We start from the raw sequence: 13,807 nt of genomic DNA, 5'->3' as shown, positions 1-13,807 counted from the left end.
ACCACCCTCATGACCGCCACGACAGCGCTCCGGGCACATGCCCGGCTGCGACCCCTCGACGCCGGCAGCGCGCGGTGGGCGAGCGGCTTCTGGGGCGACGTGCACGATCGCACCCGCGACGTCACGATCCCGCAGATCTGGTCGTCGCTGAGCGATCCGGCCGTGAGCCCGGGACTGGCCAATTTCCGCATCGCCGCAGGACTCGAGCCGGGCATCCACCAGGGCCCGCCCTTCATGGACGGCGACTTCTACAAGTGGCTCGAATCCGCCATCGCCCGGCTCGAGACCGACCCCGACCCCAAACTCGCCGCACGGATCGAAGAGATCGCCTCGCTGATCGCCTCGGTGCAGCGCGAAGACGGCTACCTGCACACGCCGACCATCATCTCGGCACGCAACGAAGCCCCTCGACAGGCTCAGGAAGCAGGGGTGACTGAGGAATCGGCGGTGGCCCTCGCCGATCGCTTCCACTTCGAGACCTACAACCTCGGACACCTCATCACCGCAGGCGTCCGCCACTACGAGGTGACCGGATCCACCACGCTGCTCGACGCGGCGCGCAAGGCGGCGTCGTTCCTCGAAGACCTGGCGACGAACAAGCCCGTCGAGCTCGCCCGCAGCGCGATCTGCCCCTCGCACTACATGGCGGTGATCGAGCTGTATCGCGCCACCGCCGACGAGCGCTACCTGCGCCTGGCCGAGGCCTTCGTGCAGGTGCGCGACGAGTTCCAAGGCGGCGACGATAACCAGGACCGCCTGCCGGTGCGCGAGCAGACGGCGGTGGCCGGGCATGCCGTGCGCGCCAACTACCTCTACGCCGGACTGGCCGACCTCGTCGTCGAGAACGGCGACTCCGAGCTGGTCGAGGTGCTCGAGCGGCTGTGGCACGACGTGATCGACACGAAGCTGTACATCACGGGCGGGTGCGGCGCACTCTACGACGGCGCCTCGCCCGACGGCTCGCCCTGGCAGGACGAGATCAGTCGCGTGCACCAGGCGTACGGCCGCGCGTATCAGCTGCCGCAGACCACGGCCCACAACGAATCGTGCGCCAACATCGGCATGATCTTCTGGAGCGAGCGGATGCTGTCGCTCACGGGCGACGCGAAGTACGCAGACGTCATCGAGCAGGTGGCCTTCAACAGCCTGCTCTCGAGCATCAGCCTCGCCGGTTCGGAGTACTTCTACACCAACCCGCTCCGGCAGGTGCGGGACCTGCCCTATCCGCTGCGCCGACCGGGCGACACCGCCATCCACCCGACCCCCGAGCCGCCGCCCTCGGACGAGCGCCTGCGGGAGTCGTACCTCAGCTGCTTCTGCTGCCCGCCCAACATCGCGCGCACGCTCGCACGGTTCCATGAGCGTGCCGCGTCGCTCGGCGATGATGGGCTCTACCTCCACCTCTACGGCGGCGGGCGCGTCGACGTCGCGACCGACGACGGGCGCGCACTCGCGCTCCGCGAGGACGGCGACTACCCCTGGGCCGAGACGATCACCTGGACCGTCACCGGTGCATCGGAGGGTGGGATGCCGCTGCACCTGCGCATCCCCGGCTGGTCGTCGGGCGCGACGCTCACGGTCAATGGCGAAGCGGTCGAGGCCACTGCGCCGGGCACCTACACCCGGATCGAGCGCGAGTGGCGTGAGGGCGACGTCGTCGAGCTCACTCTGCCGATGCCGGTGCGGGTGCTGCGCGCCCACCGGCTGGCCGAAGAGGCGACGAATCAGGTGGCCGTGCGCCGCGGGCCCGTCGTCTACAGCCTCGAGAGCGCCGATCTTCCCGACGGCGTGGTGCTCGAGCAGGCGGCGCTCCGCCGCGGCGCGAGCTTCACTCCGGTCGAGACCGAGGTCGCGGGCCACCGCGTGATCGCGCTCGAGACCGAGATCGCCGTGCTTCCCGGTGCCGATGACGACGCGCTGTACGGCGACCTCGCCGACACCGAGCTGGGAGCGGCGACCGTGCGACTGGTGCCGTACTTCGCGTGGGGCAACCGTGGGGCGGGCGAGATGTCGGTCTGGCTGCCGCTGGTGTGGCGATGAGCCGCGCGGAGCCGACCGGTCAGCGGCTGACCGGTCAGCACGTGTTCGCGACCTACATCATCGAGACGTCGGTGCCGCTGCGGCAGGCCGCCGAGGTGCTCGCCGGCGAGCAGTCCACCGGCACGTTCGTGCGCGTCGAGCGGGAGTCCGACGACCTGCGCGCTCGGTTCGCGGCGCAGGTGGAGTCCATCGAGGAGGTTCCGCTCACCGGATCCTCACCGCTGCCCGGCGCCGTGGGCGACCCTTCGCAGCGCCGCCGCGCCGTCATGCGCCTGCGGTTCCCGCTCGACAACTTCGGCCCGTCGCTGCCGAACCTGCTGGCGGCCGTCGCGGGCAATCTCTTCGAGATCAAAGAGCTGTCGGCGATCAAGCTCGTCGACGTCGACCTGCCGCCGGCGTTCGCCGAGCGCTACGCGGGCCCGGCGTTCGGCGTCGAGGGCACCCGCCGCCTGATGGGCCGGCCGGAGGGCGCCATGATCGGCACCATCGTCAAGCCCAGCATCGGGCTGTCCCCCGACGATCTCGCCGAGGTCGTGGGCGAGCTCGCCGAGGCGGGCATCGACTTCATCAAGGACGACGAGCTGCAGGGCAACGGGCCCACCGCACCCCTGGCCGAGCGTGTGCGCGCCGTCATGCCGGTGCTCGAGCGCTATGCCGACCGCACCGGCCGCAAGCCGATGTACGCCTTCAACATCACCGACGACATCGGGCGCCTCGAGGCCAACCACGATCTCGTCGTCGAGGCCGGCGGCACCTGCGTCATGGCGTGCATCAACCTAATCGGCGTCTCGGGACTCGAGTTCCTGCGACGCCACAGCGCCGTCCCGATCCACGGGCACCGCGCGATGTTCGGAGCATTCGGCCGCTCGGACCAGGTGGGGATAGGGTTCCGTGCGTGGCAGAAGCTCGCGCGCCTCGCGGGCGCCGACCACCTGCACACCAACGGCATCAGCAACAAGTTCTACGAGACGGACGACCAGGTGCTCGACTCCATCGCGGCGGTCCGCGAGCCGCTGCTCGGCCTCACGCCGACAGTCCCCGTGCTGTCGTCCGGCCAGTGGGGCGGCCTCGCGCACGCGACCTACGCCGCGGTGCGCACGACCGACCTTCTCGTGCTCGCCGGCGGCGGCATTCACGGTCACCCCGACGGAGCGTCGGCCGGCGTCGCGAGCATGCGCGAGGCGTGGGCGTCGGCGGCGCTCGGCGAGCCCGTCGACGTCGCCTTCGAGCGCTCGGCGGCGCTGCGCCGCGCGGCCGAGCTGTTCGGACCTGTCCGTGTCTGAATCGGCCCGTCGCTCCGGCGAGGTCGTCGCGTTCTACGGCGACGACTTCACCGGCAGCGTCGACGCGCTGCTGCAGTTCGCGCGGCGCGGATGGACGGGGCGCCTGTTCACGGCGATTCCGGATGCCGCGGCCCTCGCCGAGGCGGCAGCCGAGGTCGACGTGGTCGGGGTCGCGGGCATCTCGCGTTCGCTGGATCCTGAGGCGATGGAGGCCGAGCTGCGCCCGGTGTTCGAGGCGTTCCGCGGCCTCTCGCCGCGGATCGTCCAGTACAAGGCGTGCTCGACGGCCGACTCGGCCCCGACGGTCGGGAGCCTCGGCCGCGTGATCGAGCTCGGCCGCGACGTCTTCGGCGACCGGCCGGTGCCGATGCTGTTCGCGCAGCCGGACTTCGGCCGTTTCACACTGTTCGGGCAGCATTTCGCGGCGGAGCGCGGCACCGTCTATCGCCTTGACCGCCAGCCGACGATGTCGACGCATCCCTCGACCCCGATGACCGAGGCCGATCTCGCCGTGCACGTCGGCCTCCAGACCTCGCTCCCTGTCGGCTCGGTGCCCCTCGTGGCCTACGACGACGGCCTGCCCCGCCGCCTGCGCGATGCGCCCGAAGCGGCGCTCGTGCTCGATGCGCTCACGGACGAGCACCTCGAGACCGTGGGAGCGGCGCTGGGCGCGCTGCCGGCACCGATCTTCGCCATCGGCTCGGGCGGGCTTTCGCACGGCATCGCCGCGGCGTCGCGCGGCACGATGGCGGCACTGCCGACGGCGACACCCGCGTCCGGCCCCGTCCTCGTCGTGTCGGGCAGCCGGTCGGCTCAGACGAGACGGCAGGCGGATGCCGCCGCCGCCGCCGGTTGGCTGGTCCGGCCCATTCCGCTCAGCGTCGACGCCGTGGATTCGACGATCGACGAGGTGCTCGGGGCGCTGAGGTCGGGGCGTGGCGTCGTGCTGACCTCGGACGACGCCGACACGACCTCGGCCGGCCCGCGACCGGTGCTGGAGGCGATCGCGGAGGCCGCGGCATCCATCGTCCTCTCCGCCGTGCGGGACGGAGCGACCCGTCGCGTGATCGTGTGCGGCGGCGACACGTCCAGCCGCGTCACGCGGCTGCTGAGCGTCGAGTCTCTCTCGATCGCGGCGAACCCGTGGGGCAATGTCGTGCTGCTGCGCGCCCACGCGTCCGACCCCGCCGTCGACGGGCTGGAGCTGTTGCTGAAGGGCGGGCAGGTCGGCGCCGACACGCTGTTCACCGACGTCGCCGCGCTTGGAACCTGACGGCGATCGGTCGAGCAGGCTGTAGTGTCTTGCGCGCCATGCCTCGCGTCTCTCTCGTGCCCGCTTCGTACGTCTTCCTGCGCCGCTCCGGCGCCGTGCTCCTGCAACTGCGGCACAACACCGGTTACATGGACGGCTACTGGACCGCCGGCGCCGCCGGTCACATCGAGCTCGGCGAGACGGCCGTGGACGCAGCCATCCGCGAGTCGCGAGAGGAGCTCGGCGTCATCGTCGAGCCGGCCGGCTTGAAAGCCTCCACGGTCATGCAGCGCACCGACGGCACCGCAGAGCCGCGCGAGCAACGAGTCGATTGGTTCTTCACGTGTGATTCGTGGACGGGCGAACCCCAGATCCTCGAACCGCACAAGTGCGCCGAGCTCGCATGGTTCGACCTCGACGCGCTGCCCGAGCGAATGCCCGATTATGAGCGGCTCGCCCTCGAGGCGATCCGCAGCGGATGTGCGTCGAGCCTCTTGTCGTTCGGATTCTGATCCGGTCGCGGCGCTGTGGTTGACCCTGACACTGTGTCATGGTCGAACGTGGCCAGCACCATGTACACCATCGGAGAGTTCGCCGCCTTCGGGCGCGTCAGCGTGCGGATGCTGCGTCACTACGACGCGATCGGCCTGCTCATTCCGGCCCACGTCGATCCGCACTCGGGATATCGCAGGTACGCGAGCACGCAACTGCCACGGCTGCTGCGGATCGTCGAGCTGCGCGAGCTCGGCGTCGGCCTGGAGGAGATCGCCTCGGCGCTGGATTCAGACGAGACCGTGATCCGTCGCGTGCTCGCGAAGCGGCGGGCAGAGCTGGCGGCCGCCATCGACGCGGACACCGTGCGGCTGGAGCGCATCGACCGGCGACTCTCCCTCCTGGAAGGAAGCACCGCCATGTCAGAGAACGTGCAGTACCGTCGCGTCGACGCCGTCACCGTCTACGCCTCCTCGGGGATCGCCCCGGGCAGCGGTCCCGAGAACATCAGCCCCGTCGTCGGGACGATCATCACGGGGCTGGACGATGCGCTCGAGGCTGCCGGGCGGGAGATCATCGAGCCGGGCATCTTCTGGTACGAGCCCGTGCCGGATTCGGATGACCTCGCCGTCCACGTTTCGTACGTCGCCGAATCCGAGCCGCAGCCCGGAGACGGCTACGACATCGTCACGCTCCCCGCTGCGGAGACGATGGCGACGCTCATCCATCGCGGCGACATGTCGGGCATCGGCGAGTCGTGGTCGCGGCTGATGGGGCGCGTGATCGACGAGGGCTACCGCATGACCGGACCCTGCCGTGAGGTCTACCTCGAAGCGGACGGCCACGAGCCCGGCCCGGACTGGGTCACCGAACTGCAGGTGCCTGTCGAGGAGGCGTAGGCGGGCTCGCCGCGGCGCGGGCGGTGAGCTCTATGTTCCGGTCCGTCGCTCATAAGGGCGAATGTCGGAGGCTCCCGTCATGATGGAGTATGGCATTCTTCTCCGATCTGCAGACGGCGCTCGATGCGCTGCGAGCAGTGGTCGGAGAGGATGTGGATGCCCTCGAGATTCCTGCCGTGGTGCAGAGAATCGCCGATGAGAAGGTGCTGGCGCTCATCGAGCACGCGAGTGTGCTGGTGCGGGGTGGCGAGTGCGTACGGATTGCCGGTTCGGGCGCCGTGGCGGCTCGGTCCACCCGCGACGCCGGGCACAGCGGCTTGGCGCAGAAGCGCGGGCACCGCTCGACGGTGTCGCTCATTCAAGACCTCACCGGCACCACCCGTGCCGAGGCGGCCAAGCAGGTGCGCCTGGGCGAGGCTCTCGCCACGGGACTCGCACCCGCTCTGGACGGTGCCCTCGCGGGCGCGCACGAAGCGGGCGACGGGCACGCGCCGCTCGTCGACGAGACGGATCCGGGAGCTCGATCGAGTGCGCCGGTCGAACATCGGCCGCGACCCTGGCACGCCGTCCTCGGCGATGCGCTGATGACCGGTGCGCTCACCTCGGCGCAGCATGACGCGATCTACCGAGGACTCGGCGAGCCGCCCGTCGAACACTCGCCGAGCGCGGAGACCTCGCCTGGCGACGGAGCACGGGACGTCGCTGAGACTGCAGCCCAGGCGACCGAGATGAGGACGGCGTGGGAGACCGCTGCCTCCCAGCTGATCGACGAAGCCGCGCAGCGCACAGTGGAGGAACTGGCATCCGCCGCGCGCACGATCCGCGATCTGCTCGACCCGCAGGGCGCCGAGCTCCGGTTCGAGCAGCGCTTCGACGCACGATCGTTCCGCCGGTGGACTGATCGCGACGGCATCCGTCACGGGAGCTTCACGTTCGAAGACGAGGGCGGAGCATGGATCGAGTCGATCATCGACACCGCGCTCCGACCGCGCAGGGGCGGACCGCGGTTCGTCGACCCTGACGAGAAGGCCCGCGCTGAGGAGCTCGCCACCGATCCGCGTACGAACGACCAACTCGCCTACGACCTGATGCTGGATGTGCTGCGCGCCGGCGCGCTCGCCGATGCAGACGCCGTGTTCGGAACGCGACAGGCCGGAATCCGCATCGTCGCGACGGTCGACACTCACGCCGATGCGCTCGCCGGCCGGCCCGCCGTCGCGCTCCTCGAAGACACCGACACCACGGTTCCCGGCTGGCTGGTCGCCCAGCACACCTGCGACACCGGCACCATCACCTGCAGCGTCGACTCGCACGGCAACCCGCTCGATCTCGGTCGCGAAGCGCGTCTGTACTCCGCGCGACAGCGACTCACGCTCGCCATTCGCGACGGCGGATGCCGCTGGCGCGACTGCGATCGACCCGCCAGCTACTGCGAGGCACACCACATCGATCCGTACAGCGAAGGCGGCCGGACCGATGTCGACCGCGGCATCCTGCTCTGCCGCTGGCATCACATGCAGCTTCACCACGGCGGATGGCGCATCACGCGCGACGGCAAGGGTGACTTCCTTCTCCACCCACCGAACAGCGGCGAGACGGTGACGCTGCTCCCGCGGCTTGCCCGGCGCTATGCGTGGGGCGACCTGCAGCCACCACCTCGAAGATTCCGCCCCGCCGCCTGAGCGACGGCGGGGCGAGGGCGACGGTGGACTGAGCAACGAAGCAAACCAATGCGACGTTGACGCGGTCCCGTTCGCCCACCCCGCCCCGGAAACAGCCGTTGACGGATGACGGTCGCGCGCGTCGGAGCCACCGCGAGTTCGGGTCGGCCGGACGAACACGAGAGCGTTCGCCGGACGCGTCGGACACCCGCCCGCGCTAAGGTCGCCCACAGCGGTACTGCCGACGTGGCACTGCCGATGTGAACACTGCCCGCGAAGACCCGGAGGAGACACATGAAGACGAACATCTCGGGCACCACCATGCCCGTCCTCGAGATCACCCTCGACGCGGGCGAGCAGATCATCGCCGAGGGCGGCGACGTCTCGTGGCTCACGCCCGGATTCGACATCGAGACGTCGACCGGCTTCGGGTCGGGCGGCAAGGGCGGCTTCATGAGCGGCCTCAAGCGCATGATAGGCGGCGGCCAGCTCTTCCTCACGCAGTACACCGCCCCGACCAGCGGCGGATTCGTGGCATTCGCCGCGCAGCTGCCGGGCACGATCCGGGAGCTCACCATCGACGCGGCCGACGAGTTCATGGTGCAGGCCGGCTCGTACATGGCCAGCACGCCGCACGTGGAGGTGTCGGTCGGACTGCAGACCAAGCTCGGCGCCGGCATCTTCGGCGGCGCGGGCGTGGTGTTCCAGAAGCTGGCCGGCAGCGGCACGTCTTGGGTGCAACTGGCGGGAGAGATCGTCGAGTACGAGCTGCAGGCCGGCCAGTCGCTGCTCATCCATCCCGGACACCTGGCGCTGTACCGTGCCGAGATGCAGATGGAGTTCGCCACGATCAAGGGCGTCAAGAACAAGTTCTTCGGCGATTCGCTCTTCCTCGCCCAGCTCCACGGGCCCGGACATGTCTGGCTGCAGTCGATGACGCCGGCGAAGCTGGCCGCCGCGATCGAGCCCTATCTTCCCGACAAGAGCTCCTCCAACAACAGCTGAGCCGGACGACAGCTGAGAAGAGCGGATGCCGTCGGCCCACGGTGGCTGCGGCATCCGCTCTTCGTCGTCGTCAGTGCGCCTGCAGCCGCACACTCCACTCCGTGTGCCGGCGCGGAATGCGGTACTGCTCCGGAAGCGCAGGACCCACCGACGCCGAGCCCACGCCCTGCTGCGCATGGTCGATGTTCAGCCAGACCCGGCCCGAGTCCACGAGCTCGTGGGGCTTGTCGGCACGCGCGAGATCGTGCGACGTCCAACGCCGTGCCGTGAAGTCGAACTCAGGACGAGCGTCGACACGGAGCGACGGCATCCCCTGGCCCGCGACCTCCAGCCAGCGGGTCTGCACGTGATTGCCGTTCTCCTGCGGCACCGGGTACGGCACCTGCAGCTCGTCGACGGTGCGAGAGAACCGGCCGATGCGCGAGCCCGCGTGCGAGTCCACGTAGGTCTCGCCGGGCCCGCGCCCGAACCAGGTGACGCGATCGGCAGCGCTGGGAAGCGCGAACAGCAGTCCGAGCCTCGGCACCCAGATGTCTCGGTGCATGTAGGGGGTGTCGGCCCACGGTCCGACGAAGTCGACGGCGACATCGAGGGCGAGGCCGCCGCCGTCCGGCGTCCACCTCATCGTCCAGTCGACGCCATGCGGGTGGGTCCGCGGCGCAGTGCGGCCGCGTACCATCAGCCGCTCGTCATCCACCGCGATCCTGTCGATGCGATGAAGCAGCCGGTCGAGCGCCGTCTTGCGCCACACCGACGCGAGGTCGTTGAGCGCGCCCTGGCCGTGGTCGTTCTCGGTGGGCGCGCGGTACAGGTCGAGCAGCGGCCCGTCGATCTCGAGGTCACCGAGCCTCACGAGACGCCCGGTGACCGGGTCGAACTCCCCTGCCCCGAACCGCACGAGTTCGGTCCGCTGCGAGGAGACCGCCGCGATCGAGGATCCACGCGGAGGTCGGAACGCGTCCGACTGCGCGGTCTCTGAAGCGCGAGGCTTGTCGGCGGCGTGCACCTGGGCAGGGCCGGCCGCCGGGGCGGATGGCGCGACGGATGCCGAGGCAGAGGCGGATGGCGCGGCGGACCAAGCATCCGTGAGCACGCGCTGCCCCCAGGCCAGTACATGCCCGGTGGGCGCCCAGAGCGTGCCCGCCGCGAGCGCCGCCTCCACGGTCAGCACGGCGTCGGAGCGGCCCACGGCGGCGGTCGCAGCATCCGGAGTCGCGATCCTTGCGGACGCGCCCGCCGCCAATCGCGGCACAGGCAGCAGCCCGCCCGCCACCTGCGCGCCGTCGGCCTCGAGCGACCAGCGGAACACGAGATCGCCCGTATCGGCACTATGTCGGTTGTTCACTATGTGCACCGTGCGAGCGTGCACCTCGATCGCGATCGGCTCGTGCGCCTTGGTCAGCTCGATCAGCCCAGGCGTCGGCGTGCGGTCGCTGAACACCAGCCCGTGCAGGCTGAACCGGCCGCCGCGCGGGTCGTAGTCGACGTCGTCGCCATGCATCGTGAACGGGATGCCGTCGGCCGTGGTCGCCGAGAATCCATGGTCGATCCACTCCCACACGAACGCCCCGCACAGCCGGTCGTGCGTCCGGATGATGCGCCAATAGTCCTGCAGCGACCCCGGCCCGTTCCCCATGGCGTGGGCGTACTCCACGAGGAGGAACGGCAACCCGCGGCGGCGCTCCTCGTCGGCTTCGGTGACCCCCTCGGGCAGCGGCGCGAGCCCCGACTCGTCGACGACCATCCCGTGCATGCTCAGCCGTCCGCCACGAGGCTCCTCACGGCGGCCGATCTTCTCGAGCAGCTCGAGCGACGGATACATGAGCGAGTAGAAGTCGGAGTCCTTGTAGCTGGGATCCCGCTCGTACAGCACCGGACGCGACGGATCACGCTCCTCGAGCCACCGGCGCATCTCGCCGAACGTCTCGCCCGTCATGCTCTCATTCGCGAGAGACCATACGACGACGCTCGGCCGGTTCTTGTCGCGCTCGACGGTGCGGCGCAGGCGATCCATGAGCGCGTCGCGCCATGCCGGCTCCGCGGGCGGATTGCCCTCCCAGCCGGCGTAGATGAAGCCGTGCGTCTCGAGGTCGACTTCGACCACGACCCACAGCCCGTACTCGTCGCACAGCCGCAGGAAGTCCGGATGCGGCGGGTAATGGCTGGTGCGCACCGCATCGATGTTCGCGCGCTTCATCATCACGATGTCTCGGATCATCGTCGTGCGATCCAGCGTCCGACCGGTGCCGGGGTGGTGCTCGTGGCGATTCACCCCGCGGAAGGTGACCGGGCGGCCGTTCGCCAAGAGGACGCCGTCGACGACCTCTACCCGGCGGAACCCGACCGCCAATCCGACCACCTCGTCCGCCGAGGTCAGCGTGCCGCGATACAACCGCGGACTCTCGGCACTCCACGGCTGGACCGGCACGGTGACGGCTTCGCCGGCGGGCATGCGGATGCCGAGCTCGGGAATCTCGACGATCGCCGAGGTCGAGGCATCCACGCGCAGGGTGCCCATGCCCGTCGACGCGTCGAAGTCGGCGTGCACGAAGTGGTCGTCGATGCCCTCCACGGGGCGTGAGAGCAGCTCGACATCGCGGAAGATGCCCGGCAGCCACCACATGTCCTGGTCCTCGAGGTAGGTGCCCGACGACCAGCGGTGCACGCGCACGGAGAGCACGTTGCGCCCCGCGCGGACGGGGGCGTCGAACTCGAACGGCAGGCGGCTGCCCATCGACCAGCCCAGTTCCTCGCCGTTGAGCCACACCTTCGCGCACGAGTCGACACCCTGAAACCGCAGCACCGCGGGTCCGAAGTCGTCGGCGACGTCGAAGACGAGGCGGTAGTCGCCGGTCGGGTTCTCGACCGGAACGTGCGGCGCATCGAGCGGGATCGGGTAGGCCGTGTTCGTGTAGAGCGGCCCCTGCTCCGTGCCGAGCATGCGCCGAGCGGGCCCGCCCGCAAGCGGCGTGAACTCCTCGAGCACCCAGTGCGACGGCACCGGCATCGCATCCCACGACGCGTCGTCGAAGTCGTCGCTCAACCAGGCGTCACCGGTGCCCGCGGCGGTCGGAGACAGGCGGAACCGCCACGTGCCGTTGAGGCTCTGCACGCGCGCGTCGCTCGGGGCGTCCGCGCGCGGCTCCCGCCGACCGGCCCCGGGGCGGGTGCTCTCCCAGTAGCGATCAGGTCGGCGATCGGCAGCCGCCGACGCGAGGTCGACGGCCTCGATGGAGTCCGTCGACGAAGTTCCGGTAGTCTGCATAACCATAGGAGTGTGCATATCCATTCCAGTTCGAATGCATCTGCAGTCTAGCCGAGCGAGGAGTTGCGTTGTGAGCAAGGTGGCGAGCGGCATCTCCCCATCCCAGACTCGGGGGCAGACCATCGCGCCGGCTCGCGTACCCGAGGCGATCGCTCGGGCCGTGACCGAGGCATCCCGCATCAAGACCCGCTCGCTCGACCGCGTCTCGTACGCCGCCGACGCGTCGCATTTCCTGCTCACTCCCGAAGCGGTGATCGTCGCCGACGACGCCGCCGAGGTCGGCCGGCTGCTCCGCGCGGCGAACGCGTCCGGATCGCGACTGACCTTCCGCTCCGGCGGCACCAGCCTGTCGGGTCAGGCCGCGACCGACGGGCTGCTGGTCGACGTGCGCCGGAGGTTCCGGCGTATCGACGTCCTCGATGAGGGGCGCCGCGTGCGCGTGCAGCCGGGCGCGACGGTGCGCCAGGTCAACGCCCGCCTGGCCCGCCACGGCTACCGGCTCGGCCCCGATCCGGCGAGCGAGATCGCCTGCACGATCGGCGGGGTCGTCAACAACAACTCCAGCGGGATGGCGTGCGGCATCACCGAGAACACGTATCGCACGCTCGAGTCGCTCGTCTTCGTACTTCCCTCCGGCACCGTCGTCGACTCCGGCGCCCCCGACGCCGACGCACGGCTGCGTGCCGACGAGCCCGAGCTCGTGGACCGGCTGCTGCGCCTGCGTGAGCGGGTCGTGGCGAACCCGCACTCGGTCGACATCATCCGCCGGCAGTTCGCGATGAAGAACACCATGGGGTACGCCGTCAACGCGTTCCTCGACTTCGACACCCCGGCCCAGCTGCTGTCCCACCTCATCGTCGGCAGCGAGGGGACTCTCGCCTTCGTCGCCGAAGCCACCTATCGCACCGTGCCGATCAAGCCGCGCATCGCGACGGCGCTCGCCGTCTTCCCCGACATCGAGGCGGCGACGCGCGCCCTTCCCGAGCTCGTCGCCACCGAGGCCGCGACCCTCGAGCTGATGGACGCCACCTCGCTGCGGGTCGGGCAGTCGCTGGCCGGCGCGCCGAAGCAGATCACCGGTCTCGCGGTGCGCGAGCAGGCCGCGCTCCTCGTGGAGTACCAGGCCTACGACGATGAGCATCTCGCCGATCTCGTCGCGGCGGGCTCGCTCTCGCTCGGCACGCAGCCGCTCGAGGCTGCCGCGGCCTTCTCGACCGACGCCGCCGATCGCGCCGCCGCCTGGAAGCTGCGCAAGGGCCTCTACGCCTCGGTCGCCGGCGCGCGGCCGAGCGGCACCACCGCACTGCTCGAAGACATCGTGGTGCCCGTCGCCTCGCTGGCGCCGACCTGCGCGAGCCTGCACACCCTGTTCTCGCGCTACGACTACCGCGACAGCGTGATCTTCGGGCACGCCAAGGACGGCAACATCCACTTCATGCTCACCGACCGATTCGAGGACGACGACCAGCTCGCCCGGTACGCCGCCTTCACCGAAGACATGGTCGACCTCGTGCTCGGCGCCGGCGGCAACCTCAAGGCCGAGCACGGCACGGGCCGCGTGATGGCGCCGTACGTCCGGCGGCAGTACGGCGGCGAGCTCTACGACGTCATGCGCGAGCTGAAGCGCCTGTGCGATCCAAGGGGCATCCTCAACCCGGGCGTCATCATCGACGACGATCCGGACGCGCACCTCAAGAACATCAAGCTGGCCGACCCGATCGAGACCGAGGCGGATCGCTGCGTCGAGTGCGGATACTGCGAGCCGGTGTGCCCGAGCAAAGACCTGACCCTGACGCCCCGGCAGCGGATCGTCACGCGCCGCGCGATCGCCCGTGCCGAGGCATCCGGGGATCACGCTCTCGTGGAGGAGCTGGAACGCGACTACGACTACGCGGGTCTCGACACCTGCG

The 13,807-nt window shown here is 70.1% G+C and carries 9 protein-coding genes; 8 read left to right on the top strand and 1 reads right to left on the bottom strand.

Translation table 11 applies throughout. The features are described 5' to 3' along the window. Positions 1–9: 9 nt before the first annotated feature. The 7 genes from WYM_RS10085 (at position 10) to WYM_RS10055 (ending at position 8,632) form a co-directional block, all read left to right on the top strand. Positions 10–2,040 carry a glycoside hydrolase family 127 protein gene (locus tag WYM_RS10085; RefSeq protein WP_019180710.1) on the top strand — a complete coding sequence of 677 codons (2,031 nt, stop codon included), beginning with the start codon at positions 10–12 and terminating at the stop codon, positions 2,038–2,040. Beyond that, positions 2,037–3,323 (top strand): RuBisCO large subunit C-terminal-like domain-containing protein, encoded by a 1,287-nt coding sequence (locus tag WYM_RS10080; RefSeq protein ID WP_051008114.1) that lies wholly within the window; start codon positions 2,037–2,039, stop codon positions 3,321–3,323. The genes WYM_RS10085 and WYM_RS10080 overlap by 4 nt, the downstream gene beginning before the upstream one ends. Continuing rightward, the gene (locus WYM_RS10075; protein ID WP_019180708.1) at positions 3,316–4,596 is read left to right on the top strand and encodes a four-carbon acid sugar kinase family protein; all 1,281 of its coding nucleotides are present in this window, start codon (positions 3,316–3,318) and stop codon (positions 4,594–4,596) included. The genes WYM_RS10080 and WYM_RS10075 overlap by 8 nt, the downstream gene beginning before the upstream one ends. Before the next feature lie 38 nt (positions 4,597–4,634). Continuing rightward, complete coding sequence (locus WYM_RS10070; protein WP_019180707.1) at positions 4,635–5,087, top strand: NUDIX hydrolase; 453 nt, start codon at positions 4,635–4,637, stop codon at positions 5,085–5,087. A gap of 48 nt (positions 5,088–5,135) precedes the next feature. Then, on the top strand, positions 5,136–5,966 hold the full coding sequence (locus WYM_RS10065) for a MerR family transcriptional regulator (RefSeq protein ID WP_157525066.1): 831 nt from the start codon (positions 5,136–5,138) through the stop codon (positions 5,964–5,966). Positions 5,967–6,055: 89 nt separating this feature from the next. Beyond that, positions 6,056–7,648, top strand: coding sequence for an HNH endonuclease signature motif containing protein (locus WYM_RS10060; protein WP_019180705.1), 1,593 nt, complete (start codon positions 6,056–6,058; stop codon positions 7,646–7,648). 273 nt (positions 7,649–7,921) lie between these two features. Next, positions 7,922–8,632 carry an AIM24 family protein gene (locus WYM_RS10055; protein ID WP_019180704.1) on the top strand — a complete coding sequence of 237 codons (711 nt, stop codon included), beginning with the start codon at positions 7,922–7,924 and terminating at the stop codon, positions 8,630–8,632. Between the two features lie 70 nt (positions 8,633–8,702). Here WYM_RS10055 and WYM_RS10050 read toward each other — a convergent pair whose 3' ends face one another. After that, entirely contained in the window at positions 8,703–11,903 is a 3,201-nt protein-coding gene (locus tag WYM_RS10050; RefSeq protein WP_237739386.1) for a glycoside hydrolase family 2 TIM barrel-domain containing protein, read from the bottom strand. A 28-nt stretch (positions 11,904–11,931) separates the two neighbouring features. Between WYM_RS10050 and WYM_RS10045 the strand changes: the two genes are divergently transcribed. Continuing rightward, on the top strand, positions 11,932–13,807 hold a 1,876-nt coding region (locus tag WYM_RS10045), incomplete at its 3' end, for an FAD-binding and (Fe-S)-binding domain-containing protein (protein ID WP_157525064.1).

The sequence above is a fragment of the Microbacterium yannicii PS01 genome (assembly GCF_000304335.1).
GTDB classification, from domain to species: Bacteria; Actinomycetota; Actinomycetes; order Actinomycetales; family Microbacteriaceae; genus Microbacterium; species Microbacterium yannicii_A.
The sequence above is the reverse complement of the archived record's forward strand: the minus strand, read 5'-3'. Positions and strand labels throughout refer to the sequence as shown.

Bases quoted from the DNA above. Each gene is read 5' to 3' on its own strand.
- WYM_RS10085 (WP_019180710.1), top strand. From the start codon at position 10: ATGACCGCCACGACAGCGCTCCGGGCACATGCCCGGCTGCGACCCCTC.
- WYM_RS10080 (WP_051008114.1), top strand. From the start codon at position 2,037: ATGAGCCGCGCGGAGCCGACCGGTCAGCGGCTGACCGGTCAGCACGTG.
- WYM_RS10070 (WP_019180707.1), top strand. From the start codon at position 4,635: ATGCCTCGCGTCTCTCTCGTGCCCGCTTCGTACGTCTTCCTGCGCCGC.
- WYM_RS10060 (WP_019180705.1), top strand. From the start codon at position 6,056: ATGGCATTCTTCTCCGATCTGCAGACGGCGCTCGATGCGCTGCGAGCA.
- WYM_RS10055 (WP_019180704.1), top strand. From the start codon at position 7,922: ATGAAGACGAACATCTCGGGCACCACCATGCCCGTCCTCGAGATCACC.
- WYM_RS10050 (WP_237739386.1), bottom strand. From the start codon at position 11,903: ATGGTTATGCAGACTACCGGAACTTCGTCGACGGACTCCATCGAGGCC.